Here is a 26,261-nt window from a genome sequence, read left to right on the forward strand (position 1 = left end):
AATTGGTATTCTATTCAAGAATTTAGATATTGAGGATGACAAGAATTTTATTCTCCAATATACTAGGATAATAGCATTATAGAAATTCGATTCTCAATGCTGCCTTGGTAATTATGAAGCAGTTGAAACCACTCGTTTGACGAAAAGTGTAATAGAACAAATCTGGCATTTTCATTGCATTCATTTTATCCTCAGCAATATAATTTTTCATGCGATTAAAATAGCGCAAATGGCTATTGAAAAACACTTCAAAGCTATTTTCAATTTCTATTAGATTGAAGATATTGACAAAATCAAACTCCGAAAACTCCTGCCAGACAACATTTTCGAAAATCATTTTCTTAATCGGAGACGCGTTTTCTGTTATATACTCACCGTAATATATTTCCGTGACTTTCTTTTGAAAATTCACACTTAGATTGTAAGCGAATAAGTCTCCAAACTCTTCATTTATAGTTATTTCATCCATATTGTAATCTATTAGAGTGAAAATTCAGGCAGTTTTATCAACGGAGAAAAATCACCTTTGAAAATATCCAGTTCATAAAAATTATCATCGGTATCTACTACAACAGATATAAGCAGATACATACCATCTGTATCATGCGAATCCATATCGGCTAGTACGCCACCAAAGCGCCTATGATCCTCCCCTTCTACAATTACTTGAAGGCTGCCCATTCCACCATCGTCCATCTCCTCAACAAACAAGCTCCAAAAAAGAGATAATTGCGTCGTCCAATAGCCTAACACGAACCAAACAGGAAATTAGTTTGATTCCGTAGTGGGCAGTCTTCTTTTGCCTCTATTTTTCTTCCTCATGCGAGCGCTAAAGGATAGCCTCTACTTTAGCGCCAATTATTTTTAGCATCCTTTCAAATCCGACATCTGTTGGGTGTGTGCCATCCACCGTTCCTTCGGAATCATCACCTATCAAATGATCGGTTGGTAAATAATATAAATCTTTATATCCCGTCTGCTTCAGTCTTTCATATTGCTGCCTAAAATTGTTATTTTGCGCAATCAATCGGGCACGCCATTTAAGATTATAGTTGCCTATCTGACGTGTGATACTTTCTATGAGCAATATGGGTACCTTCGGATGTGATTTACGTAGCCGCGCTACGAAATTAAAGGTCCTTTCTTTCACCTCCTCCGGACTGCTATTTGGAACACAATCCATGATAATCAAATCTATAGAACCGATATCGCTAAGCATATCAGCTACGGCGGGCTCCATGCGGGCATTGCCACTGACCCCCATGTTAAGCACGTTGGCATTCAACTTACGCCCTAATTGCGCCGGATAAGCTAAGCCCGGACGGCTTGCCGAAGCACCATGGACAATACTGGAGCCATAAACCACCACCTTTTTATTAAATGATTGCTTAGTGGCTACAAAGGATGCCTTCTCATCAATAATCACGTCAAAATCCACTAACTCTTTGTACAAAGGAAAATAAAGAAGAAATTCTTTTTCGGTTTTAGCCATATCCTCGACCAATATAGCCTTACTTTCTGCGTTCTTGAGATCGGGACGAGCCACCCCCGCAAAGCGCCAACCGTCTACATCCCTTACATATACATCAAATCCCCGTGACATGATCGGCGTCGAATTATTACCCAATTCCGCATCGACTGTTTTCCATCTCAGGGATAGTTTACCGGTATTACTCTTAAAAGTGACATACATTCCAGTACCATGTGTATACAATTTCTTTACGGCAGCAGGAAGATTTTTATACTTTAATGTGTCTACACGATGATATCTACGGGTATTTTCAAAAGGCTTTCCTTGAATCTCAAATTTAGATGCAGGAATAACTTGTTGCGCATAGCTAGAAAATGAACTACAAATAAGGATGATAAAGAGAAGCGTACTGATCTTTTTTTTCATTGCACTTTAAATTAATGATAAACAAAAGTCGTAATAAAATTCGCCCCCTATGGGGGCGAATTTTATTATTTACTGAGCTTAAGCTCTATAAATGTTGGGTAATGATCAGAAATATAATGTGTATATTCATTTTTGACAATACCACTTTTGGTAACCCGTGAGGCTGCTACTGAATTGGCCCAAATAAAATCAATACGTTTAGGATGACCGGTATTCTTTTGTTTGATATTGCCATTACCATCCTTAAAAGTCGGAACAGAACTTTCAAACTCCTTATGTAACAAACGATATGTATCTTTAAATCCTGCTTCATGCAGTTTCCCCAATACAGAATAATCGATCGCTCCATTGTGCAAGTTACGGATGTGATCATGTTTTTGCTCACTTTGCTTCATAGCGTCCAAAACTTCCTTTCCATATTTGTCCTTGTCCGATATATCCAGAGAATTAAAGTCACCCATAATGAGTATAGGTTCGTTACTCGGCATCTCATTGACTTGCGCCAAGATATCCGTCACTTCCTTCAATCGCTTCTCATAACTGAATGGCGAAAAATGAATGACAAAAAAGTGTACACCTTTTATTTTCGCATAGATGTAGCTATGCCACATATTTTCAGTGACCTTCTTAAAATTGACCAAAGGATACTTGGAGGTAATGGCCACAGGAAATCCATCTTCCTTAGATTGTAAAACATAGTCGTGACCGATACGCTGTCCCAATTGTTCCAGCGTCTTTTGGGTATATCCATTCATTTCTTCCAGGGCAATCACATCCGGCTTCCAGTCCTCTGCAAAGTTTACAAACCGATATATATTGACCGAATCTTTCTTTAATCCATAAAGGACATTATACGAGACAATCTTTAATGTTTCCTGCGCATTTGCAATACACGCATTCGCAGCCACAATGATGGCAATAACAAATAAGTTTTTATAATTTTTCATTTTCTTTTTCTTTAAGTACCTGATTTATCCCAACCTTTATTCTGTTCGAGCTTGGTATTTAACTGAAGCTCTTGTGTCGGAATTGGATAGTAGTAATCTTTTTCCTCTGTCCATTTTTTTAGAATGTCTGGCAAATTGACAATACGGCCACCATTTTTTCCATTTTCCAAAACCAGTTCACCCAGTTTCTGATATTGGACACCAGGTTTTTTGGTAGGCGCAGTGCCTTCGTAAATCACCAGGTCCAATTTTCCATCTTGATCCAAATCGTATTCGCCTGCTCCAGGAAAATACATTCCATAAAATGGTTTGGCAACTTTCGCTCCTTCTTTCCAGCGTAACAGGTCATTATAGCGTAACCCTTCTTTTACAAGCTCGATACGGCGCTCTCGGCGAATTTCCAAGATTGCCCCTGTTTGGCCACTCTTACTAACATTGCGGTAAGCAGCCAAAAGATAGGGATCAGCGTTGGAATTGGCATCGGCCAACACCAAATTGGGCATATTGACACGATCCCGAAGTAATTTAATGGATCTGTCAATATCATTCTGATTGATTGTACCCAATTCGGCCTTTGCTTCGGCATAGTTAAGTAATACTTCTGCATAACGGATAATGGGCATATCATTGGTGCTTTGCCCAGCATCAAAGCCCGGTGCAAGAATATACTTAATATATTGATAACCTGTTACTGATGTTGCAAAATCAGGAACTGATGTTGTATTCGCACCAATACGCTTGTAGCCAGGTGTGCGAACCGTCTGCGATAGCCGCGGATCGCGATTCTGCGTTTCTTCGTAAAACGATAGTTTATCAAAGTTAGGCTTGTCGGTAAATCGGCTTCCATCTTTCATCAAGTAATTATTCACAAGTTCTTTAACCATACCCGGACGGCCGTAAGAAGCGGACAAAATATAGAAATTCGCAGAATGGACAAAAGGAACAGATGCGCTATACTGCCGCGCCAAGATCATTTCTGCAGGATTGGCATCTTCTGCAATGAACAGCTCCTGATAGGCTTTATTTGGGTCACTTTTGTAGATACTGTAGGTATTGGACTTCATTAACTCGTCGGCGGCAGACACACTTTGCTGAAGCATGTCTTCCCAATCGCCCAAGCCATGGTATTTGCGAAATGTACCCTCAAATAAACACATGCGGGATTTAAAAGCCAAAGCGGTCCATTTGCTGATCAATTGAGCGCTTTTAGTTGTGCTACAGTTGGTTATAGCGAAATCAAGATCTTCAAGTATTTTAGCGAAAACAACTTTACGGGAATCCTTCGGTTTGAACATAGCAGGATCATCAAGCTGATTTACTTTGTCATACCATGGTACGTCACCAAAGCGAACGATCTTGTCGTAATAAAAATATGCACGAAAAAATCGAGCAATACCATCATACTGCAACCGTGCTGCCTCATCTGCACATTTGTGCGAATTTTCAAGATAGAAATTTATACGGCGAAGGGATGTCCATGTCCACCCTCCTCCACTTGCTGGAGTAGTACGGGTGCCCTGAAATTCAGAAGCGAGCGTATTACGTGCTTCGTCATCGCCCTGACCCGGTGTATTGTAATGTATGGCCAGCGCATCAGGAAGATCTGCATAAAAAGCATTGGTAAAGGTCTGCAACTCGGAAGCGGTCCGAAAATAGTTTTCAGGGGCCAGCTCTGCTATGGGATATCGTTCCAGATAGTCGTTGTTGCATGAGCCAACCACAAGTCCAACAATAAGTGTAAAAATATTAAGATTTCTTTTCATGATGTTTTCATTTTAAATAATCGTCATGTATAAATTAAAACGATAACTGAGCTCCAAAAGAATAGACGCGGCCTACAGGATAACTCCGCCCCGTATTATCGCTCATTACTTGTTCGGGATCGATGTAATCGGTCTTCAACTTCGTCCAGGTATGTAGGTTTTCTCCACTGAAGAACACACGTAGCTTATTGATCTTTGCCTTTTGAGTAAGTGTGACTGGAAATGTATAACCTACAGTCAGATTACGCAGCTTTAGGTAGGCTATATCTTGCATATACATATCGTTGGCGACAGAAAGTTCAGAGTTTTGTGCTGTATAGCCGCGTAAAAAAGGGAAATAAGCATCAGGATTTTCTGGCGACCATATCTTATCCTGAAAATTAGACGGAATAAATGAATCGTATGGTCTGGCATAAACGGACCAAAAAGCTTGTGCTTCAAGATTAGGATACCAGTTTTGCTTCCCTACTCCCTGAAAAAAGACGGAAAGATCAATGCCATTCCAATTCGCTCCTAGGTTTAACCCATAGGAATAACGCGGTTGATCATTTCCGATAATGGTACGATCACCAGGATTGGAAAGCGTATTATCGCCAGCATCAATGATACCATCGCCATTGAGATCCAAGATTTTGATATCACCTGCCTGAAGCATACGCAAGTCTGCTGTGGGAGCCTGAACACGACGCCTATTGATCTGATCTTGATTGACGATTTTCGCATACTCCTGTGCTTCTTCGGTTGTCTTGAAAAATCCGTCGTAATGATACCCCCATATTTCGCCCAATTTTTGTCCTGTATAATAATTGCTCAATAGCCCAGCATCGTTGGCAAACTTGGTAATTTCAGCCTGATAATCTGACAGCATTGCCCTAACGGAATAATTAAAAGGTTTTCCGCTTACATCAAAATGGTCCTTCCATAAAAGGGAAAGCTCAAAACCTTTGGTCTTCAGGTCGGCTGCATTCTCCTTGGGTTCCGATGCACCAAATACAGCCGGCTGGGTTTTGCCTTTACTCAGCATACCCTTTGTCTGCCGGACATAAAAATCAGATTGAAAATCGAGCTTGTTATTAAGTAAACTAAAATCAAGGCCAATGTTGCTGGTGGTAATTTTTTCCCAAGTCAATGTGGGCGCTACCGGCGCGGGACTATTGGCAACATTTAACTTTTGACCATTGACTAAATAGGAGATCTGACCTGTACCCATGGATGAAATATAAGCATAGGTATCCACCTCCTGGTTACCAAGTGAGCCGTACGAATACCTAATCTTCAGGTTATTGATCTTGTTTTTCAGTGGAGCGAAGAACTTCTCCTCGCTGATGCGCCAGCCTGTAGAAAAGGATGGAAAGAATCCAAAACGACTGTGCTTTGGAAAACGTGAGGTACCATCGTATCGACCACTTACCTCTAGCAAGTATTTGCCTTTGTAATCGTAATTGGCACGATAGAACCCTCCACGTACTGCCCATTCATCGCCACCTGCCTCAAACTGCTTCTCCCCGATCACCAAATCAAGATCATTTAAATTCTCAGACAATAGATCCTGACCAATTCCTCCAATACGCTTATAAAAACGGTCTTCTTGATTAAAACCGCCCATCACAGTAAGGTGGTGATCGCCAAAATCTTTTTGGTAAGTAGCAAAAACATTGATAAAATGCCAAGCATATTTACCCATATTTTCCCGAAGCTTATCCTGATTTAAAGCTCCGAGTGAAGACAATTCGAGCTGTCCCGGATATTTCGAATAGTACTGTTTGGTCTGTCGGTAGGAATAGTCAGAACGATATTCACGATAGGAATAGTTTCCAGTTAGGGATAGGCCTTTTCCCAATTTCAAAACCGCTTCTGTCATATTGGTAAATTCTGTACCCCGCGTATAGCCACGCATTGTGCCGCTTTCGAGCGCATTGTGCAGGCCGTACCCAATAGGATAACTATTAATACCCGAATACCCCGTAAGTGTGCCATCCGGATTTCGCGGCACGTACATCGCATGATAATGGTAGGTCGGACTATTGCTCACGTTGTTGGCAACGGTGCTGAAATTATTTTCCAATCCGGCCCAATCATAGCTGGATTTGAAAAAATGTGTGCTATTGCTGATGGTCAGCCAGCTTCGGATATCTGAAGCGATATTTGCACGTAGATTATAACGTCCAAATTTATCGGGATCAATATTGAATATCCCTTGTTCACTCGCCTTGGAACCAGATATTGCATAACGTGTATTGCCAGAAGATCCAGAAAAAGAAAGATTATGCTCGTTTTTTGGCCTTGTTTTTTTGTACAAATAATTGAACCAATCGAAGTTGGCATAGTAACGATATATGTCATTACCACTAGCATCTTTCTTAACCACAACCCAGGGTCTGTCCGGATTTTCAGTCTTATCGTTAACACGTGCAAGTAATTCTTCATAATCCTCATCGGTATAACGCGTGGTCCGATACCCTAATGCGTTGTACATAGCGTCATCGTTGATCTTCGCATTCCAATAACCACTCGTTATGAAATCAGTATTTGTGGCATGGGTAGTGAAACCAATATTATTATTATATTCAATGGAGGTCTTTCCATTTTTACCCCCTTTTTTGGTTGTGACCAAAACAACACCGAAGGCACCACGCGCTCCATAAACAGCCGCTGCGGAAGCATCTTTAAGCACCGTTACGGACTCTACATCATTGGGATTAATACGATCCAAGGTACCTAGAATACCATCAATCAAAATCAATGGACCACCACCGTTAATGGATGTATTTCCCCTCACATTGACTGAACCACTTGTACCGGGTTTTCCTGATCCAAAGACAATGTTGAGATTGGGAATATTGCCCTGAAGGGCTTGGGTAAGCTGTGTGACAGGACGATCTTCAAACTCCTTACCCGATATTTGGCTCACCGCCCCGGTTAGGTTAACTTTTTTCTGTTCACCGTAACCGACTACAACGACCTCATCCATAGCAGTAATAGCCATATCTAGGCTAACTTGAATCTCATTTTGTCCACTTACATTGACCTCCTTGGACTGATAGCCTAACATTGAACATACAAGCTGATCATTATTTGTTTTAAGGCGAATCTCAAACCTACCATTGTCGTCGGTAGTTGTTCTATTATCCGTACCTTTCTCCGTTATAATAACATTGCTAATTGGATTGCCCTTTGAATCGACCACTTTTCCCCCTACGCGACGCTGTTGAAGGACAAGAGTATTATTGAGACCTGGAACATATCGATTCCACGGGATTCCCGCTGCTGTAGAAGCTGGCTTGCTTAATACGACATTATTGTCCATAATCTTATAGACGATCTGATAGTTTTCAAGCACATCCTTCAATGCATATTCGAAAGGTACATTTTTGTAATCGACATCGATACGCTTGGCATTGCTTAGCAAAGTAGCTTTATACAGAATATTGTAACCGCTCTGTTCTTCTAAAACCTTTAATATGGTTTCGAGTTTGGCATTTTTCTTTTGGAAATTGACTCCTTGCCCAAATGTAATTGCACTCAACTGGAGGTTAGAGGCCAGCAACAAGGGAATCGCTAATGACATTTTCATAGCAAATTCTTTTTTGGCAGAGATCCTACTTTTAGGCAAAGGATCTCCATACCGTTTTTTTTTGTACTTTTGCATACGGTTGTAATGGTTTTTAAGTCTATTAAATCTTTTTCAGCCTGGTCTTTTCGAAGACAAATTCAGGGGCGGTCGTAACGCTCCTGAACTCTTCTTTATGGGTTATCTTTTCACATAAATTTTCCTCCCTTTCAATTCAAAATGAATATCTCCGACTAGTTCGATCGTACGGAGTAGTTTGTCGATATTATCATATCTTGACACTGTGCCCGAGAAAGCAAAGTTTTCGGGATGATAATCAAAGTGGACTTCCACGTCATACCATCTACTGATAATTTCCATGACTTCGTCAATAGGTGTATTGTAAAAAGCAAATTTTCCTTCTTTCCAGGCAATGAAATAGCGCGGGTCAACAGCTGTCTTTAGAAACTTTTTGCTCGTAAATTGAAACACTGCTTGCTCAGCAGGACTTAAGTAGAGGTTGTCCTGTGGGCTATCTTGAACATTTAATTTCACCTTGCCTTCCACCAAAGTTGTCACGATCGATTTGCCATAACTTTGAAGGTTAAATGCTGTCCCTAAAACTTCCAATTTCTGATTACCTGCATGAACAATAAAGGGCACTCGTCTTCCTTGATAGACCTGTTTAGCAACCTCAAAATAAGCTTCACCCTGCAATTGTACTTTTCTTTCATCACCATTAAAACTAATTGGATAACGTAGTGTAGTAGCGGCATTCAGCCAAATCTTTGTGCCATCTGCCAATAGTAGCTTATATTCTCCACCTCGTGGCGTAACGATTGTATTATACGCTGTCTGCTGATTGCTAGTCCCTGAGCTTTTCAGACGATAGGATATAACACCTTTGTCGGATTTGATAATTTCAAACGCACCATTATCTATAATCGTATCCAATTTTAATTTTTCGAGATCTATACGCTCGCCACTTTCTAAAATTATTTCGGCTTTTTGGGATCCGGGAACTACCGCAGGTAGACTGTTGACCATTGCCCGGTCATCCGGTCTATTTTCTTGTATAAAGAAGAAGATCGAAGCAGATATACCAACTAGCAACAATATAGCTGCAATACTGACATACTGTAGAATGTGAATTGATGATCTCTTTGCAATTGGGCTGGAAACAACTTGGTCTTTTATTCTTTCATCTTCAATGATTGTCTTAAAAAGATTATCGTGCGCAATTTGATTGTCTGGAGACTGCTCTTTCTCTCCCTCGTCCATAAGCTGTTGCCACGCATTCAAAAAATCCGGATCATTGAGATAATTGGCAAAATTTTGCTTTGCACGCTCGTCTAATGTTTTTGCCAAAAATTGGCTGATAATAATCTTATATGCTTCTACTTTGGACATACTTATCTATTGTACTCTATAATATTATTCGTACAACTAGGATCGATGAACTAGTCAAAAGATATTTTTTATTAAAAAAAGGATTAAAAGTAAGCCGTCAAGTTTCAAACGTACAAACTGGCATGCTGCTACAAGATGGTTGCGTACGGTATTTTTGGAAATACCAATTTCTTCGGAAATTTCTGCATAACTCATTTCCTCTATTTTGCTCTTATGAAATACAAGTTTTTGCTGTGGCGGTAAGCAGGATACAATCGTCTTGAGTACTTTATCTAAATCTTTATGAGCGATTGTCCGCTCTAATTCATCACTTAATTCATCCCATTCTGCCAATTGTGATACTTGATATTTTTGTCTAGACAACTCTTTTCGAAACAAAGTGATGGCCGTTCGCTTTGCTACTAAAAATAAAAATGGAAAGATAGCTTCCGCAGAGGGGATTGAATTCCGTTTTAGAAAAAGTTGCACAAAAATCTCTTGCATAACCTCCTCCACGTCTAATTCGGAAGAACATACACGACGTACCTTGTGATACATCAAAGGCCTATAAAAATCAAAAATCTTTTTAAAAACCTTCTCGTCTCCCAATTTAAAGCGATTAAACTCATCAAGACTCAATGGAACTGCATTTAAATCCATGGTTATATTTTCCCTAGGTTACACTTGGTCTAAGCAACAAAACTTATATTAAATCTATATAAATGCAAGGTTATTTCAAAATGAAATATGAGTATCCCAAAATTTCAGTCAGTTTTCAGCAGGGCTACTACCCAACAAAGCGATCTATAGGCCATTCTTTCACAAAAGTTTATTCACAACGGACACTATATATCTGGGCAACGTAATACCAGTATTACAAATAGAGATAGAAATCATCGTTAATGAGCTCCATATTTTGCCATGTTAGATTCTTTTCTGTAAATTCAAAAACCAGTAAAGTCATATGGATCATTTAGAACCTATACCATTATGGACATTAGTAGCTAACATCAAACAGGAAATTAGCTATGGTCAAGGAAAACTGCAAACCCGTTATGGCACGAAACAGTTTAGCCCGGGCACCAAGGTATATATTATCGATTGGTATGCCGGGATGTGCCAAGCTATTACCGTAATCGGCTTGTCCAGAGATACGAAAAAATTAATTACCATCGTTATACAGGCTGAATGGGTTGAAAACTTCCGTGTCAAGTTATGCTACAATCCTAAAGTATACTCAAAAATAAAGACCTACTTTGATAAGGAAGAAACTGGAATGCAACGGTATACAGAAAAATTTGTAAATGATATGTTTATCGGTATACCCCAATGGATTGAACCGCTCAGTTAGTTGACGGCGGGTCATTGAATACAATCTAACAATATCAATTCCTGTTGCTATTTAATCCAAAAATTAAGGATTGCCTTATCTATATGTTAGAAGTCTTATCTTGTTTTGATATAAATTATAAAATTGCATCACATGTTTCGACTTTAATCCCTCCTTCTGTTGGCGTCATCTTTGACCATAGCCAGTTAAAATACTGAATTACTTGCCGAGCTGGAATTATGGGCCTATCGGCAGTGGTGTGTCCATCAGCAACCACGGTAATAGAATAGTCTCTCGTCAAGGCTGATTTTATAGTGGCATCCACACAGAAATCTGTAGCACATCCGGTCACGATCAGTTCCTTCACTCCCCTACTCCTCAATATCGTCTGAAGATCAGTTTTATAAAATGAATCATTCGCTGTCTTAGAAACAAATATGTCTGCGGCACCTTTGATCAACTCAGGTAACAAAGACCACTCTTCTGTCCCGGGTATGAAACAGTTTTCCTTTGTCCCATCATGCTGAATAAAAATGACCAAGTCTCCGTTCTTTCTGAATGCATCAGAAAGCCTGTTTATCCCATCAATAACAGCAAAGGTATCCTGCCGCAGCTCATAGGGTCTAAAACTCCCCAGTTGCATATCTATAATTAGTAAGGCTCTCATTTGTGAACTAAATCTATATTATTGATAAATATACCGAATGTTCATTATTCAACATCATCCGTCTGGTATCGGACAAAAATTTAGATAAAAACATTTTTTATATAGGAACAATTTAAGCAATCAAACCTGTGGATTCGAAGTAAAAGGAAGAAGGGCTTGAGGTTTTATTCTAAATCTTGATATATCTATTTATGTATTACTATTTTTTTTAGTCCATTTATCTTCATAAAAAGTAAAATAAAATTTTAATAGCCAATATGCAGTCTAGTTTTCTCGAGCTGACGGGAAGAACTTATCAAATCTAAATATATGGCAAAGAATAAAAAGATTAATGTACAAGGAGTAGATATTCTCCTGTATCAAGAACATCAAAATGATTACATATCACTTACCGATATTGCCAGACACAAAGATTCGGCACATACTGACGATTTAATTAAAAACTGGATGAGAAATCGCAATACAATTGAACTCTTAGGTTTTGGGAAAGTATATATAATCCCAATTTTAAACCCGTCAAATTCGACGGGTTTAGAAAACAAGCTGGTCTCAATAGTTTTGTGATGACTCCCAAACGCTGGATAGAAAATACCAACGCAACTGGTATAATTTCTAAAGCTGGAAGGTGCGGGGGGAACTTTTGCTCATAAGGACATAGCACTAGAATTCGCTTAGAACGCTAGCTAAGGTGAATTATCAAATCCATACAGATGCTATCAAAGAAAATCTTATTCCGCCAGAAATCACCAAACAACAGTCAAATTCCGTTTATGTCAACGAAGCCCATATACTTAATATCGCACTATTTGGAATAACTGCCAAACAATGCCGAGATACTAATCCTGATAAAAAGGGCAATATTCGAGACCACGCGGTTATAGAACAGTTGGTCGTACTAAGCAACATGGAAAGTATAAACGCGTTATTAATTCAACAAGGAGTACCACAAAATGAACGGCTTATGCAACTGAATAAAGTAGCGGTAACACAAATGAAGTCGCTCGTAGAAAATAAAGCCGCTAAAAAATTGAAATAGTACGTCGCCATGATGAGCCAAGGCAACTGGCGGCATCCATTATGGACACTAGTAGCTAACAACAGGTCAATAGTCGATCCAGCATGAATCTATACGCGCTTTTATTGTTGCATGGGCAAAAGATGATCCTGTAAACAGTAAATTAGCGTATCCACAATTATTTGAAAAATATATACAACTATCTTTGAACGTAGATCAAAACAGCTTACAGCATGGTATAATAACTAAAAACTTTATTACTGATATATCGACAAGTCTTAAAAGTTATGGTGAATTGATGGGATACAAATTGGACGATGAGACAAAAACTAGGATAACTAATACTATTAAAGCAGAACAATATGGAATTATTAAAGAGGGTACATCCAGAAAAGGTACAAAACTTGGCTATTAAATTCTTGTTTTTAATTTTTTCCGTAACATTGTTTTCCTGTATATCGATTAGGAAACGAGATGCCAATTATTTTAAAGGAAAAAACAGTGGGGGCTATAATATAAAATATTTAAAAGATGATAAAGATCTGGAAGGAATAATATCACTTCAAGGAGAAGTACGCATGGGAGGAAGTAATAAAATAGTACCAAATGCAGAAATTGAAGTTCGGGATACAAATAATAAATTAATTGTTAGAAAAACAGCTGATAGTCAAGGAAGATTTAAGTTTACCATAAAAGCTGAACCTACTGTCGGGAATATTAATATAAATGGATCCGATGGAAATTCATTAGGTGAACTTGAAATCGCGAAAGTTGATATGGGCCGATTTTATTCACAAATAGAAATAGCTGTGAAACTGTTTATTATAAATGGAGTTATGACAAGCACAATACCCCTTTCGAAAAAAGAGATTAAAGAAATCAAGAATCAAAATAATAAATAGATATAAATGAGAATCAACTCAGAAAAATTATTAATATTGAAATGAGTTAGATTTTAGAGGTAGGTACAAGCAAGTAAAAAAACAGCTTTTTATGGTGCTAAAAATTTCATCTTGTTTACAACGGAATCTATTCATATAAAGAATTTTTGTTTATTATTTGAAATATAAAAAAGGTCCAAATTAATAATGGCATTACGCATAAAGTTAAACCTTTGTGGTTTTAAACTTCTTCTTTTGCTTACCCTCTTTAGCTGTTCTACAAAGAAGAATTATAATGACTGGGTTGATATAGACCAAAATAATTGTAGCAGCTATAGTCAACGAGGTAAAGGTTATACAGATGAGGAGGTATTTCCTTTAATAAAAGGTAAAGTGAGCATGTGCCATAATAATGAAAATGTTCCTTCTGCTAAAGTTTTTTTTCTTAGTTCAGAGAGTGATACAATTGGTACAGCCATCACAGATAAAAATGGAGAATTTTCGCTAACGATCCCATCAGAGGGATTGCTCCATGGAAAAATTATTGTAGATACATTTGGAACGGGGATGACTATCGAGCATGTTTACATTGCGCCAAATTTTAAAATCTACGCCTTAGACTTAAAATTACCAAGGCAGCCCATGTATATTAATGAAATAGGTTCAAAAAAGGACCAGAAAAAATTGCGGAAAGAAGTTGAAAAAGCAAATGAAAAACATAGATAGGTGCTATAATTTGATCTGGGCTATTAAAATTTTAGTCTTTTTTTTGATCTTTTGTTTCTCATCCTGCGCTATCATCATACCCAAAACAGAAAACAATAAAGTATTGGGCGGGTACGAAGCTTCAAGCTATTTAGACGAGAACGATTCGCAAGATTCTGTGACGATTTCAGGCATTATTACTGAAGCTAAGACAAAAGGAAAGGTAATCAATGCCGAGATAAGATTTTTAGATTCTAAAGGAAATACACTTAAAAAAATATCTTCTGATAACAACGGGTCTTTTCGTACAAAACTGGTAAAACTCTCAAAATTTGGAAGTATCGAAATTGATGGAAATAGTGCTGGTTTTCTCACTATAGCAAACATAGACTTTGGTATTTTTGTCAATAATACCAGAATAAAAGCGAGATTATTCAAGTACGATTATTCTGCAACGGAGTTAGAATTTTACAAGAAAGAAGATCGAGACCAGCTAAAGCGAGAGATAGAAGAAATGAAAAAACAAAAGAGGTAACAGCATCGTACCACAAAGTGTATTAATTATAGAAATGTGGAGTTCGAAAGGACTTCACATTTTTATTTAAAGGGCGTGTAACACAACAGCGTCATTGGATTAAATTTTTAAAAATGGCCGCACCAGCCAATTTGGAACAGCAATATAGAAGCAGCAGTCGATCTCAATTTGATAGCAACATTTGCTATACCAATTAGAGTTAGTTTTCACTGATATATAAGCAATAGTGAGAGGAGATATCGAAAAAGTAAGGATTTGTCCTCTTGGAAACTTTAATCGCTTATATTTAGTTGCTTCTTTTGGAATTGTGATTCCAGAGCAATGAATAACATAAAATTTGTTCAACTACTAATAGCAATTTGTTCCAATGGCATAGTTAAAATTGATATTCGATCAAAACCAAATGAGGAAGTTATAGGTTACTTAATTGAGAAACCTGAGAGAACGAATAAAACGTAATTCCATACAGGAACTTTTAAAAATTCGATTTGTATTAGAAAAATTATATAAAAACAAAACTATGGAATGGATAACCGACCCTCAGATTTGGATTTCATTTTTTACACTTACAGTACTAGAAATTGTTCTGGGTATTGACAACATTGTATTTATCTCGATACAAAGTAGTAAACTTCCAACTGACCAACAAAAAAAAGCGAGGCAACTAGGGCTTGCTTTGGCATTGATTATGCGCGTTGCGCTCCTATTTTCAATCAAATGGGTTATGGGCCTTACAGCAACAATCGTAGATATCGCAGGTTGGTTTAATACAAATAATCCTTTAATTACTAGGCACCTTTCGCTCTCGGGTCGGGATCTCATACTATTTTTTGGTGGAATGTTCCTAATCTATAAATCGACAACTGAAATTCATCATCGTGTTGAAGGCCATGTAGAAGCGGGATCAAAAAACTTAAAAAAGGTAACCTTCACAAATATCATTATTCAAATACTTATCCTGGATCTTGTATTTTCTCTTGATTCAGTTATTACCGCTGTGGGAATGGTAGACAGAATAGGTGTGATGATAGCCGCAGTGATTGTCGCTGTAGGAATTATGATGGTATCGGCTGAGCCTATAAGCAGGTTTGTAAACAATCATCCTTCGGTCAAAATGCTAGCGCTTGCATTTTTATTGCTTATTGGCGTCTCTTTGACTGCGGAAGCATTCGATCAGCATATTCCAAAAGGATATATTTATTTTGCCATGGCGTTTTCCGTCATGGTTGAATTTTTGAATATACGGTCGCAAAATAAGGCAATTAAGAAAATTTCAGATCTAAACAAGAAAGATGTGTAAGACCAATTCCTAATTCTGAATAACTTGCGCGTTACTTAAAATAACTAATTGCCAAAGCTTCCATAAGTTAAAAATTGCTAAATATCAAATTGATAAAGCAGCAGTCTTTCTATTATTGATTATATTGTTTTCTCATTAATGTCGAAAAATATGAAATGTCCTAATTGTAACGAAACACTGCTTATGACAGAACGTCACCGAATTGAAATAGACTATTGCCCAAATTGTAGAGGTGTATGGCTGGACAAAGGAGAACTGGATAAATTATTGGAACAAGCAGGCTCCGAAAACAACGGTAACCCTACTATCAACAAAGATGCTGACAATTACAATAAGTACGAACGAGAAAATGATCAATCACAGCAATATTACCGTGATAAGGATCGATATGCGGACAATCACAAGTACCCGCATGGTCGGAAAAAGAAATCTTTTCTCTCCGACCTATTTGATTTTGATTAAAAATAGTCTAAAGAATTTTAAGACAAGAAGCCCAATGCAGATCGGGCTTCTGTTTTTACTTGATCGCCGAACAATACCAAGATATTTGTAATATGCCATGATTACGCCATTGATAGGGAAACTACAAACCCGCTATGGCACGAAACAATTTAGCCTAGGCACCAATGTGTATATTATCGATTGGTATGCAGGGATGTGTTACTCGCCGTGAGAATACGCTTCATAGCGGAGTGAAACTAAATACAAAGAATGCTAATCAAGATTTTTTTCAGATAATTGTCGTTAAAGACTTTGATTGCGATAGGTCATAGGTGACCGTCCCAAATGCAATTTAAAGAATTTACTAAAAGTGCCATAATCTGAAAAATTTAGTTCCTGCATCACATCTTTCACAGACATACTTGATACATTCATCAAAATAACAGCTTCAGAGATAGCAATTTCTTCTAGTATGGATTTGCGGCCGAGTCCTGTGACATCTTTGACGATACGAGTCAGATGCTTTCTAGAGATAAATAACCTATCTGCATAAATAAAAAACTAGTCCAAATTTTGCTTTGGCCTCGTAATTATAAAGCTCTTTTTATTAACTTAACACTATATTATTCGTACTTGGTTGAAGAATATTCGGAATAAAAACTTTAACAAAACAGAGGATTATGAGCAAAGCGGGTAAAATTTTATCCTATGTAATACATTGTATTTATGTAATGGTTCTACCAATGTTTATACTTAGGAGCGGATATTTTCAGGCCGATGTCAGATTTAAATACTTACCAATTTTTTCTTTGTTTCTACTCGGTTTATTTTTAATAGACCGAGTAATGCCTATTAAAAAAAACAAAATACTAATAGTATTACCAATTTTATTTTTAACAGTTTTTGGACTTTATGTGAATTCTGATGGCCTAGTACCGTTTGTTTTTCCGGTTATCACAATTCTTTTTTTTCTCGCATTCGCTATCCTTATAATACTTCCAAAAAACAGGATGATCATGATATTGGTCAGCTCCTTTATCATTTTATTCTATTCTTTTGGAATTTACCCAAAATTGATCGTCCGAAAAGAAATTGTTGAAACTTCATTAAGCTTGAATAGTATTACGTTACACCCTTTTGTTTCTGTCCAAAAAGATTCTGTAAACATTCATCTTGAGCGCCCTGTGCTAATAGACTTTATGTTTACTTCCTGTGGCCCATGTCTCAAAAAATTAACATATTTACAGGCAATCAAAAACCTTGATCTGTCTATTTATGTTATCGTTGACGGGAAAATAGATTCATACACAGCCTTCCAGGACTATTATACGATTCATAACCAAGCTTTGCAAGGAATTAATTTTCTATACGATCCAGATGGAAGATTCACCGAACAATTCAATATCGATAGCTATCCTACGGAAATACTTATACGAAATAGAGAATTGATTGCAATGGATAAAGGTATACCCGATGGAGCTCTCAAAGAGTATGCTGAGCTAAGAAAACAATTAATGATGGATTGACAAGTGGTAGACTTTAACATCTTACATTAAACCGACAACAATAACCAACCTCTTAGTCTCATTTCCTTCTTTTGGAAAGGCCTGCTTTTATTAAGGAGGAAGCTAGCATGCAAAGCTAGACATGTTCATATAAAAAATGCTCCGTTTATCAATAATAAAATACAAGACCATCTCTTTTCGCAGTGATTTCCTTTAATTGATCATAGTCCATATTCAAACATTGATATAGCGTAAAAATCACACCTGAGCGCATGGAATAAATTTCATCGGGAAGTCGACCCAAATTTGTACCGTTCAAAATAACATTATTCACAGCCTTCAAAGCACAAATCTCTACAGGAAATTTCTTGAGCTTGCTATAATTGAAATCCAGTTTTAGCAGACCGTCCAATTGTCCAAAACTGCTTGGAAAACCAGTAATCGAAGATGCCCTTGCATTGATTTCCTTCAGGCTCTTAAGCTTTCCGAATGTTTCCGGTAGAGTTGTCAGTTTACTATTCTCCATATTCAGGTAGGATAAACTACTCAATCCGCCGAACTCATCTGGAAGCTTCTCCACTGATGGGGAAAGCCAAAGATCTTCTAATTTTTTAAGGTTACCTATCGAAGCCGGTAAAGTTTTAAAATTACCGCCCACTAACCAGAATCTAAGATTAGACAAATTTCCAATATTATCAGGAATAGATTGCAAGCTTTCTCCTTGAATCCAAAGTTGTTTTAAGCTTTTGAGGTTACCAAAAGATTGTGGCAGCTGCTGAAGCCTGCTTTCTCCATAAATTTCTAATGTATCTAACTTCACCATGTTGTCAATATCGGATGGCAGTGTGACTGGCGATGATCCCGGATATACGAAACTGAACCGTGCGAACCTCAAATTATGGCATTTACTCAAACTTGACGGGATATAGGCTTGCTGAGCTAGAATTTCTGTAGAAACCAATTGAGTCAAGTTTCCAAAGTCTGAAGGGATCTGAGTAACAAAGCAATCGAGGTGTTTTAAATTGACCAGTTTACCCAACGTGCCGTTGAAATCTACATCTCCTACATACCGCATAATAAGGGTTTCAAGCGACTTTAAATTTCCAAAAGTTCTTGGCAATACCACGGTATATCCCAAATCGGGGGTTCGCATCGGTGTGAGGTGAAATGATTTCAATTTGGTTAGATTGCCAAAATTATCGGGAATGGTAAGATAATAGCCTACCCCATCCAGACTAAGTTCTTCAAGAGCAAGGTAATGATCGCCGAAAATAGTCGGAACATCTTTCAATGAAGATCCACCTAAAATAAGCTTCCTCAGATATTTAAATGCCTTAAGCGCAGGAAAAGAGCCCGGATCATTAAAACGATGTGCTATACCCGAAGCCTGCATATTCATTTCAATAATATGCCCGTCCTTATCTTCAACAACACGCCCACCGCGCCCCATTTGCAATTCATTTAATGCCTCGTCTTCCTGATATTCGCCGGTCTGTACCTTTTTGGTAAACTGATAATTTTTCCCAGCATAAGTCATCGTATAGGTAACTTGGTAGCTGGTATTCGAATAACCATGCAGTTCAATAGTAGGGTTTTCTTCTACTGGTCTAGCCAATCCGTCGTGGTATGTACTATGTAGGTGACCATAAGCTTTATCGAAAGACCATTTACCTTTATATTTAGGATCCACTGCAAAGTGAAGTATCGTCTTAAAAGATGAAGGTGTGTTTTCTTTAATCTCGATATGTAACTCGGGTATTTTAACATTCACTGTGGCCGAATTACTATTACTGAGACGTGTTACTGTCCATGTAAGTTCATATTCCTCACCAGGTATTCCCCTAAAAAATGAATTAGGGTTACTAGGATCATCTATTTTCACATAATCTTCTACCACAGTTCCTTTAGTTATACTCCATGTACCTGTTTCCCCTTTTTGTAAGGCGCTACCCTTTAGCTGGACGGTGAATTCGTCATATAGTTCAGTGGGCTCGGCCTTAGGTTCATATACTGTTTTCAGGACATCCTGGTATTCCTTCTTTGAACAGGCTACAAATAAAAAGCTTTCAAAAAAAATACAAAGAAATGAACACCAAAATAATGCAGACTTATTATACATGGATATTAAGGTTGAGTTGTAAAATTAAATATTGCTGAACGCACTGAATTCCCGTTGCTGTCGTTAACAATCAGTTGATAATAGTATTTTTTCGATTTTTCTAAAGGGGAAAAGAACACACTATACTTATTGTTATTTTGACTCACGGCATTGTAGATTTTTCCTCCGGTCTGTTTGTACATAACAGCAAGATCATCGTGTACATATACTTCAACTTTACTATATGGATACGAAGCAAGTGTAAAAGACAGTATGTACTGGCCTTTATCTAAAGTAACTTTATTTTGAATATCTGCAAAAGCATCTATTTCGTTGTATATGGTTTCCTTTTTGCAGGAGCTGAACAGGAATAATAGAACCCCAAACATCAAGCTTACAGCAATTTTATTGAATAGACATTTCATAAATTGAGCCTTCTAAAAAGTTAATATCAGCATTGAGGTAATACTTGTCTTTATAAGTGAACATTCCGCCAAAATACATATGATTTCCATTAATACTTAAATAGATAGGACTTAGCGTGTTTTTTACTATGTTGTACATCATAAAATTATTGACGTCCAATGCCAGTAATATATCACCATTAAAATTTATGGCACCGACAGGCGCATAAGGATAGGTTTGATTTGTTGTTCCGACACGATATAATTCTGTAAGTTTAAATGTGTTCGCGTCAACAGCATATATCGTTAAGGTATACCCGATATTGAAACCTTGGTCAAATACATTTGAAACTCCAAGTGCATATAATCTGCCTTTAACTGAGACAAAGCATTCACTGGAAAAATTAGTATCGAAAGTGGCGATCTCCTCAAATTTATCTTTTGTCGGGTTATATTTGGCGACAATATTCTTTATTCCACGAGAATTCACTGTAAGTGTATACGTTTGGTAGACCGCATTATTGTGCACAAAGATACTATGATTACTATAACCGTGCGATTCTTTAAGTTGGGGCCGGCTAAAATAGTACTTTGAAAATTCGCATTTTTCAATGTCAAAAGCTTGACAAAACAACTCATAACCATTGAAAAGGTCCGGCTCTAGCGAAGGCAAAATATGGCTAACTGGCACTGCAAGAAAAAATATTCGATTTCCAATGGATACGGACTTTGGCGGAATAACCCCCATCGTATCGGGAATATGAGCAATATTCTGCAACCGGCTCGTTTCAGGATCAAAATGTGAAACGGAATTGTTCCAAAAATAATAGATTTGGTCATTGCAGATCGAAGGATAATTAGTTCTCCAGTTCGTCTTTTTCAGTCCTATGGCCAATGTATTTCCCTTATAAATAAAATCAATAGCCTGACCAATGATCTCTTTCTCTTTATAAATCACGCGCAACATATAATTGCCGTCTCGATACGGATAATAACCCGTTAGACTGATCTGATAGGTTCCATTTTTCGTTGCAATGGGATAGTTCATGTGAAGCGTGTCCATTCCAAATAGAAATTTAATATCCCTCAGATTAATATTATTAAGATTCTTCCCTTCAACCACAGTCCTAAACTGGCCCCTTTCATCATACTCTGCCTCTGTATTTGGCCAAAAGAGCGTAAAATCTTCTGGGAATGGAGCAGTTGTGGTTACTTCAGTTTTACGCTCAGATTCTATTGTGTTGCCATTATACTCGAGGTAAGGCACCAAAATATAAGTAGATTCGGAATCCAGTTCATTCAATGTGAGTCGAAACATATCGCCTTCACGAACAGCTTCAACACTTTTTCCTTGACTGGGATTATCTTTTTTATAGTACCTGACGCCCGATTTTGTATATCCTAGACTGGAAATCTGATAGGTCATTGAAATTTCTTTATCCCGGACACTAGTGATGGCCTCATTAATAATCCTTGGAAAAACCTCATTTTTTTCAGTTTTACAGGCCGACATAAGAAAAACAAGCCCCAGTAGACAAAGGTATTTGTTAAAGTTGCCCATTTGATTTTGTTTTAATATAAATGAAATTCAAATTTTCATAGGACCAGGTTTGTATATAATAGAAAAACAGGTTGTATGAATTATCGACATTCTGGGTCATATTTTTAAACATATGCATCTCCAAATTAGGATATTGTAAAGTCGATAAGAGCTTCAGATCACTGTCATACTTATTTATAGTACCATAAGTGGATATTCCACCACCTTCTTGCTGTCCATAGACCACAATATTGTTATCATTATCAAAAAAAGCTCCTGCTGGCTTTAAATTGACGTACTCACCCAATTTTGCCTTGACATTGCCATTCTTATCAAATTTGACATACCTTAACGAATAGGAATAGAAGTCAAAACCCCAGAGATAAAAAATATCATTTTTATCTTTCAGTAAAATAGGCATATGGTATTGACGTTCGTAATCGCCAGGAAGCTTTCCATCAAACTCAAAAGTAGCCAGCACATTACCGTCCCGATCTGTTTTTTGCACCTTAATTTTTGTTGCTTCAGAATCAAGCAAACTATAATAGATCTGTTGCGCATTGTCTAACTGAATTGAAGAAATGCCAACGGAGCTATTTTTACGTTTCCAAACAACTTTAAAGTCGCTGGTAGTAACCTTTAACAGCTCTCCCCCACCTGTACCCATGATCATGTTATGTGACGCGTCAAACTGAACTGATGAAACGTAATCATTCGGAGACAAATCTATCGAAACGGGCTTCTCCAGTTTCAGTTTACCATTTGTCTGATCAATGACATAAATATCGTGTTTAACAATAATGAAAGCTTCATCTTGCTTAGAAGGCAACACTACATGTGGTGGTAAATCATAATAATTTAGATCCTGGATCAAGCGATACCATATAATCTGGCCTTTATTATTTGTACGATATACAATCAGTTTAAAATTTGTTTCTCCCCCCTCATGCTGCAAAAATGTACAGATTAAATGTCCACCATCTTCCAGAAGACGGATGCTATTATTGCCCGTTATACGTGATTGCGTATGAATTTTGTATTCAACATAAGTACTTCCGTTAGTTGTGCTGCCTCCAACAGTTCTTGCATCTATGCTTTGTTCTTGTGTTATTCCCGTTTGGGAACTCGCAATTACACGGATCTTATAATTTGTATCGCCAAGCAAATTAATTAAGCTGTATTTTGTTATACTAAGATCCTTCGCTACAAGCTTATTATCGACATATATCGCATAGGATACTGGCTTAAAATGCGAACTGTTCACCTTATCCCAAGATAACTCTATTAAATCTTTGTTTGCAGCACTTACAACAAGATTCAAAGGATTTAATATTTCTGCCTGATCAATATATTCATCGGTTTTGCTCGCAATATTCTCCTTCTTGGAACATCCTCCAATTAATAAAATTAGAATTAAGAAAAATAGCTGAGCACAATGGTAAAAAATAGCTCTTTTCATAAAATGAAGTTACTCACCAAAGATATTAAAAAGGTTGTATCAAAAGCATTTTTTTAAACATAATTAATTGATGCATTAATTAGGCCAAATAATTCTCTACAATATTTAATAGACCTTTATGAGATTATCGTGCCCCACAAGCAAATTCCATCTATACACACACCTATATTATCTGATTGTACAGCATTATAGGATGAAACATATCTTTTACTTCACCGTTAATTTGACGCTTGCTTTCTTCAATCCTTTTCCTTCTACTTCTGCTATAATTTCCCCAACAGAGTCTCTGCTTTCAACAAGAAAAACCAATTGACCATTAAAGCACTTCATGAAAGGCTTCTGAAATGATTCCAAACTTGTTGGATCTCCATTCGCCACAGCCTTAAATGCCCCCTGACCTTTTACCTTGAATTTTAATTCTCGGTCTTCGCCTGTCACTATATTCCCCTGTTTATCAACCAGCGTAGCTGTGATAAAAGCAATATCTTTTCCATTTGCTTTCAATTGTTTCCGATCAACGTCTAAACGTACAGTATATAACTTACCTGCCGTCTTTACACTATCTCTTGCAGCTATATTTCCTAAAGAATCATAGGCAACTACCGTAACCGTACCCGGTTCGTATTTAGTATCCATCCACATCAAACGATAGCGCTTTTGACGCATAAAATCATTTTGTGCCTTTTTATCGTTAGAATTTACCAAGGTAACATCAAAATCTTTCTTTTTTACTCCTTGACTTTTTCCATTGATAAAAATTTCCGCTGCAGGGTAATCTGTATAGACAAAAATTGGCGTTTTCTGTCCTTCGCGTCCCTTCCAGTTCCAATGAGGAAGAATATGAAGAGTATGCAATTCCTGGTTCCAATGGCTACGATAAAGATAATATCGATCTTTAGGGATACCGGCAAGATCTACAATACCGAACAAAGAACTATGACTTGGCCAATCTGTATAGTAGGGTGTCGGTTCGCCCAAATAATCGAACCCTGTCCAGACAAATTCACCTATTGCGTAAGGTAGATCGTCATGCTGAATAAAGTTATCTTCAGGCAAATCCGACCAGGAACAATGCTCTACATCATAACTCGAAGCCTGATGGTCGTCATATTTTGCCATCGATTTTCGTTCAACGGGAAATTTATAAACACCTCTAGAACTCAAAGTAGACGCAGTTTCAGTACCAAGAATTAACTGCTGTTGTAACTTTTTATAGGCTTCGGGGTATTTAAATGGACGATAATTAAAGCCTGCAACATCCATCGTTGAGGCAAAGCTACTATTTATAACCGCATCAGGGTTGTCCATCCCCTGGGTAACGGGGCGAGATGGATCCTCACGATGGCAAATATCTTGCAGATATCTCGCGACCTTAGATCCATCAGGACTTCCTTGTTCGGGTACTTCATTTCCAATACACCACATCACAACGCTTGGATTATTGCGGTAATGCCGTATCAGATTTACAAGATCTTTTTCGGCCCAATCGTTAAAATATTGATTGTACCCATTCTTCATTTTGGGAATTTTCCATTCATCAAAACTTTCCGCCATTAGCATAATACCCATTTCGTCACAGGCTTGCACCAGCTCCGGAGCCGGCATATTATGGGAAGTGCGAATGGCATTAACGCCCATATCTTTCATTATTCGTAACTGCCGCCTAATAGCGGCATCATTCACAGCTGCTCCCAAAGGCCCCAAATCATGATGCAAACACACTCCTTTAAATACGGTCAGTTTTCCATTCAAATAAAACCCTTTATTGGGTACCATAGCAATGCTTCTGATTCCAAATACGGTTTGATATTTATCGATTAATTTGCCGTTCTGATAGAGCTTGCTGACAGCCTTATATAAATTGGGGGATTGCAATTCCCACAATTGTGGTTTCTCAACGAACAATTCCTGTTGCATCTGCTGGATCTGGTAGTTGCCTATCTGATCATTCTTCTTCGCCACGATGCGTCCATGGCTATCGATAAGAATAGTTTCTAAGGAAAGAGAATCTTTCGATAGATCTATACCGGCTAAATCAGTCCGAACCTGAATTCGAGCGAAATCCTTTGTGATCTCAGGCGTCGTAATATAGGTGCCCCAATGTGCAATACTTGTTTTTTCAGTGATCTCCAATCGAACATTTCGATACAATCCTGCGCCAGGGTACCAGCGGGATGACTCAGACTTATTTTCTAATCTTACCGCGACCAAATTTTGACCCGGACTCACATACTCGGAAACGTCAAAATAAAAACTATTATAGCCATAAGGCCAATTGCCGACCTTTTTCCCATTCACAAAAACGACAGCATTGCTCATAGCACCATCAAACTGTAAAACCGTGCGCTTATTTTGAACGTTTTGTGGCAATTCAAATTCTTTACGATACCAGCCAACGCCTACAAACGGAAGTCCACCAGTCCGACCTGCATGTTCCAATGCTTCCTTTTGTCCATCTTGAGCAATAGCCATATGCTGCTTATCATTGTTGGCACTAAATGGGCCATAAATTGCCCAATCATGCGGAACACGAACAGTCTGCCATTCGCTTGTAATCAATCCGATATCAGCGAAGTTTGGCTGATCATGTTTTGTAAATTTCCATCCATCCTCGAGCATGGTTACTATTCGTTCCTGAGCAAATAAAGTATTTGGTCCAATAGATATTATTGCACATAGTATAAATTTCAGTCCTCGGGTTGAAAAAATGGATAAATAAGATTTAGATTCTTTTTGCATCTATAGCATTTTAAGGTTGAGTTTGTTCATAAAAACAAATTGAAGATCCGAAAATACAACTTATGTATAACATAATAAAATTATTCAGATCTTTTG

The 26,261-nt window shown here is 37.7% G+C and carries 24 protein-coding genes; 9 read left to right on the forward strand and 15 right to left on the reverse strand.

Annotated features, from left to right (window positions below):
- Positions 1 to 76: 76 nt before the first annotated feature.
- The 8 genes from B3P16_RS06695 to B3P16_RS06730 all read right to left on the reverse strand — a co-directional run bounded on the left by B3P16_RS06695 (position 77) and on the right by B3P16_RS06730 (position 10,206).
- Positions 77 to 469 (reverse strand): hypothetical protein, encoded by a 393-nt coding sequence (locus B3P16_RS06695; protein ID WP_286841972.1) that lies wholly within the window; start codon positions 467 to 469, stop codon positions 77 to 79.
- Between the two features lie 11 nt (positions 470 to 480).
- Positions 481 to 753 (reverse strand): DUF6984 family protein, encoded by a 273-nt coding sequence (locus B3P16_RS06700; protein WP_313158820.1) that lies wholly within the window; start codon positions 751 to 753, stop codon positions 481 to 483.
- Between the two features lie 76 nt (positions 754 to 829).
- A complete protein-coding gene (locus B3P16_RS06705) occupies positions 830 to 1,897 on the reverse strand; it encodes an SGNH/GDSL hydrolase family protein (RefSeq protein WP_286841976.1) in 1,068 nt (355 codons plus the stop codon).
- A gap of 65 nt (positions 1,898 to 1,962) precedes the next feature.
- Positions 1,963 to 2,844 carry an endonuclease/exonuclease/phosphatase family protein gene (locus tag B3P16_RS06710; RefSeq protein ID WP_286841977.1) on the reverse strand — a complete coding sequence of 294 codons (882 nt, stop codon included), beginning with the start codon at positions 2,842 to 2,844 and terminating at the stop codon, positions 1,963 to 1,965.
- 11 nt (positions 2,845 to 2,855) lie between these two features.
- On the reverse strand, positions 2,856 to 4,607 hold the full coding sequence (locus tag B3P16_RS06715; protein WP_286841978.1) for a RagB/SusD family nutrient uptake outer membrane protein: 1,752 nt from the start codon (positions 4,605 to 4,607) through the stop codon (positions 2,856 to 2,858).
- 34 nt (positions 4,608 to 4,641) lie between these two features.
- Positions 4,642 to 8,181, reverse strand: coding sequence for a TonB-dependent receptor (locus B3P16_RS06720; protein WP_286841979.1), 3,540 nt, complete (start codon positions 8,179 to 8,181; stop codon positions 4,642 to 4,644).
- A gap of 177 nt (positions 8,182 to 8,358) precedes the next feature.
- Positions 8,359 to 9,567: a FecR family protein gene (locus B3P16_RS06725; RefSeq protein WP_286841980.1), complete on the reverse strand. Its 1,209-nt coding sequence runs from the start codon at positions 9,565 to 9,567 to the stop codon at positions 8,359 to 8,361.
- Between the two features lie 54 nt (positions 9,568 to 9,621).
- Positions 9,622 to 10,206 carry an RNA polymerase sigma factor gene (locus tag B3P16_RS06730; RefSeq protein ID WP_182983839.1) on the reverse strand — a complete coding sequence of 195 codons (585 nt, stop codon included), beginning with the start codon at positions 10,204 to 10,206 and terminating at the stop codon, positions 9,622 to 9,624.
- A gap of 304 nt (positions 10,207 to 10,510) precedes the next feature.
- On the opposite strand from B3P16_RS06730, the gene B3P16_RS06735 reads away from it, so the two are divergent.
- Positions 10,511 to 10,897: a hypothetical protein gene (locus tag B3P16_RS06735; RefSeq protein WP_286841982.1), complete on the forward strand. Its 387-nt coding sequence runs from the start codon at positions 10,511 to 10,513 to the stop codon at positions 10,895 to 10,897.
- Between the two features lie 115 nt (positions 10,898 to 11,012).
- On the opposite strand, the gene B3P16_RS06740 is transcribed toward B3P16_RS06735, so the two are convergent.
- The gene (locus B3P16_RS06740) at positions 11,013 to 11,543 is read right to left on the reverse strand and encodes a cysteine hydrolase family protein (protein ID WP_286841984.1); all 531 of its coding nucleotides are present in this window, start codon (positions 11,541 to 11,543) and stop codon (positions 11,013 to 11,015) included.
- A gap of 309 nt (positions 11,544 to 11,852) precedes the next feature.
- Between B3P16_RS06740 and B3P16_RS06745 the strand changes: the two genes are divergently transcribed.
- From B3P16_RS06745 to B3P16_RS06775, 7 genes are all read left to right on the forward strand, one after another.
- Entirely contained in the window at positions 11,853 to 12,107 is a 255-nt protein-coding gene (locus B3P16_RS06745) for a KilA-N domain-containing protein (protein ID WP_286841985.1), read from the forward strand.
- 124 nt (positions 12,108 to 12,231) lie between these two features.
- The gene (locus B3P16_RS06750) at positions 12,232 to 12,579 is read left to right on the forward strand and encodes a hypothetical protein (protein WP_286841987.1); all 348 of its coding nucleotides are present in this window, start codon (positions 12,232 to 12,234) and stop codon (positions 12,577 to 12,579) included.
- A 341-nt stretch (positions 12,580 to 12,920) separates the two neighbouring features.
- Positions 12,921 to 13,460, forward strand: a complete 540-nt coding sequence (locus tag B3P16_RS06755; protein ID WP_286841989.1) for a hypothetical protein — start codon at positions 12,921 to 12,923, stop codon at positions 13,458 to 13,460.
- Between the two features lie 186 nt (positions 13,461 to 13,646).
- Positions 13,647 to 14,165 carry a hypothetical protein gene (locus B3P16_RS06760; protein WP_286841990.1) on the forward strand — a complete coding sequence of 173 codons (519 nt, stop codon included), beginning with the start codon at positions 13,647 to 13,649 and terminating at the stop codon, positions 14,163 to 14,165.
- Positions 14,149 to 14,679, forward strand: coding sequence for a hypothetical protein (locus B3P16_RS06765; RefSeq protein ID WP_286841991.1), 531 nt, complete (start codon positions 14,149 to 14,151; stop codon positions 14,677 to 14,679). The genes B3P16_RS06760 and B3P16_RS06765 overlap by 17 nt, the downstream gene beginning before the upstream one ends.
- Positions 14,680 to 15,199: 520 nt before the next feature.
- Positions 15,200 to 15,979 carry a TerC family protein gene (locus B3P16_RS06770; RefSeq protein WP_286841993.1) on the forward strand — a complete coding sequence of 260 codons (780 nt, stop codon included), beginning with the start codon at positions 15,200 to 15,202 and terminating at the stop codon, positions 15,977 to 15,979.
- Between the two features lie 183 nt (positions 15,980 to 16,162).
- Positions 16,163 to 16,441 (forward strand): zf-TFIIB domain-containing protein, encoded by a 279-nt coding sequence (locus B3P16_RS06775; RefSeq protein ID WP_376778175.1) that lies wholly within the window; start codon positions 16,163 to 16,165, stop codon positions 16,439 to 16,441.
- Between the two features lie 282 nt (positions 16,442 to 16,723).
- On the opposite strand, the gene B3P16_RS24310 is transcribed toward B3P16_RS06775, so the two are convergent.
- Positions 16,724 to 16,975, reverse strand: a complete 252-nt coding sequence (locus B3P16_RS24310) for a helix-turn-helix domain-containing protein (RefSeq protein WP_376778176.1) — start codon at positions 16,973 to 16,975, stop codon at positions 16,724 to 16,726.
- Positions 16,976 to 17,100: 125 nt separating this feature from the next.
- Here B3P16_RS24310 and B3P16_RS06780 point away from each other — a divergent pair, with 125 nt between their 5' ends.
- Complete coding sequence (locus tag B3P16_RS06780) at positions 17,101 to 17,946, forward strand: TlpA family protein disulfide reductase (protein ID WP_286841995.1); 846 nt, start codon at positions 17,101 to 17,103, stop codon at positions 17,944 to 17,946.
- Positions 17,947 to 18,094: 148 nt separating this feature from the next.
- Here the strand turns inward: B3P16_RS06780 and B3P16_RS06785 are convergent, their stop codons facing one another.
- The 5 genes from B3P16_RS06785 to B3P16_RS06805 form a co-directional block, all read right to left on the reverse strand.
- Positions 18,095 to 20,044, reverse strand: a complete 1,950-nt coding sequence (locus B3P16_RS06785; protein ID WP_286841997.1) for a leucine-rich repeat domain-containing protein — start codon at positions 20,042 to 20,044, stop codon at positions 18,095 to 18,097.
- Between the two features lie 5 nt (positions 20,045 to 20,049).
- Positions 20,050 to 20,448, reverse strand: coding sequence for a hypothetical protein (locus B3P16_RS06790; protein ID WP_286841998.1), 399 nt, complete (start codon positions 20,446 to 20,448; stop codon positions 20,050 to 20,052).
- Entirely contained in the window at positions 20,429 to 21,988 is a 1,560-nt protein-coding gene (locus B3P16_RS06795) for a hypothetical protein (RefSeq protein ID WP_286841999.1), read from the reverse strand. The genes B3P16_RS06790 and B3P16_RS06795 overlap by 20 nt, the downstream gene beginning before the upstream one ends.
- Positions 21,975 to 23,426 carry a hypothetical protein gene (locus tag B3P16_RS06800; RefSeq protein WP_286842001.1) on the reverse strand — a complete coding sequence of 484 codons (1,452 nt, stop codon included), beginning with the start codon at positions 23,424 to 23,426 and terminating at the stop codon, positions 21,975 to 21,977. The genes B3P16_RS06795 and B3P16_RS06800 overlap by 14 nt, the downstream gene beginning before the upstream one ends.
- Positions 23,427 to 23,633: 207 nt before the next feature.
- Positions 23,634 to 26,165, reverse strand: a complete 2,532-nt coding sequence (locus tag B3P16_RS06805) for a glycoside hydrolase family 2 TIM barrel-domain containing protein (RefSeq protein WP_083295985.1) — start codon at positions 26,163 to 26,165, stop codon at positions 23,634 to 23,636.
- Positions 26,166 to 26,261: the final 96 nt, after the last annotated feature.

This window comes from Sphingobacterium sp. UBA7631, assembly GCF_002483935.1.
Classification (GTDB): Bacteria; Bacteroidota; Bacteroidia; order Sphingobacteriales; family Sphingobacteriaceae; genus Sphingobacterium; species Sphingobacterium multivorum.

Coding starts and splice junctions, on each gene's coding strand:
- B3P16_RS06720 (WP_286841979.1), bottom strand. CDS start 8,181: ATGAAAATGTCATTAGCGATTCCCTTGTTGCTGGCCTCTAACCTCCAG.
- B3P16_RS06730 (WP_182983839.1), bottom strand. CDS start 10,206: ATGGATTTAAATGCAGTTCCATTGAGTCTTGATGAGTTTAATCGCTTT.
- B3P16_RS06790 (WP_286841998.1), bottom strand. CDS start 20,448: ATGAAATGTCTATTCAATAAAATTGCTGTAAGCTTGATGTTTGGGGTT.
- B3P16_RS06695 (WP_286841972.1), bottom strand. CDS start 469: ATGGATGAAATAACTATAAATGAAGAGTTTGGAGACTTATTCGCTTAC.
- B3P16_RS06785 (WP_286841997.1), bottom strand. CDS start 20,044: ATGTATAATAAGTCTGCATTATTTTGGTGTTCATTTCTTTGTATTTTT.
- B3P16_RS06780 (WP_286841995.1), top strand. CDS start 17,101: ATGAGCAAAGCGGGTAAAATTTTATCCTATGTAATACATTGTATTTAT.
- B3P16_RS06710 (WP_286841977.1), bottom strand. CDS start 2,844: ATGAAAAATTATAAAAACTTATTTGTTATTGCCATCATTGTGGCTGCG.
- B3P16_RS06735 (WP_286841982.1), top strand. CDS start 10,511: ATGGATCATTTAGAACCTATACCATTATGGACATTAGTAGCTAACATC.
- B3P16_RS06760 (WP_286841990.1), top strand. CDS start 13,647: ATGGCATTACGCATAAAGTTAAACCTTTGTGGTTTTAAACTTCTTCTT.
- B3P16_RS06715 (WP_286841978.1), bottom strand. CDS start 4,607: ATGAAAAGAAATCTTAATATTTTTACACTTATTGTTGGACTTGTGGTT.
- B3P16_RS06740 (WP_286841984.1), bottom strand. CDS start 11,543: ATGAGAGCCTTACTAATTATAGATATGCAACTGGGGAGTTTTAGACCC.
- B3P16_RS06800 (WP_286842001.1), bottom strand. CDS start 23,426: ATGAAAAGAGCTATTTTTTACCATTGTGCTCAGCTATTTTTCTTAATT.
- B3P16_RS06765 (WP_286841991.1), top strand. CDS start 14,149: ATGAAAAACATAGATAGGTGCTATAATTTGATCTGGGCTATTAAAATT.
- B3P16_RS06805 (WP_083295985.1), bottom strand. CDS start 26,165: ATGCAAAAAGAATCTAAATCTTATTTATCCATTTTTTCAACCCGAGGA.
- B3P16_RS06745 (WP_286841985.1), top strand. CDS start 11,853: ATGGCAAAGAATAAAAAGATTAATGTACAAGGAGTAGATATTCTCCTG.
- B3P16_RS06770 (WP_286841993.1), top strand. CDS start 15,200: ATGGAATGGATAACCGACCCTCAGATTTGGATTTCATTTTTTACACTT.
- B3P16_RS06795 (WP_286841999.1), bottom strand. CDS start 21,988: ATGGGCAACTTTAACAAATACCTTTGTCTACTGGGGCTTGTTTTTCTT.
- B3P16_RS06705 (WP_286841976.1), bottom strand. CDS start 1,897: ATGAAAAAAAAGATCAGTACGCTTCTCTTTATCATCCTTATTTGTAGT.
- B3P16_RS06725 (WP_286841980.1), bottom strand. CDS start 9,567: ATGTCCAAAGTAGAAGCATATAAGATTATTATCAGCCAATTTTTGGCA.
- B3P16_RS06775 (WP_376778175.1), top strand. CDS start 16,163: ATGACAGAACGTCACCGAATTGAAATAGACTATTGCCCAAATTGTAGA.
- B3P16_RS06755 (WP_286841989.1), top strand. CDS start 12,921: ATGGAATTATTAAAGAGGGTACATCCAGAAAAGGTACAAAACTTGGCT.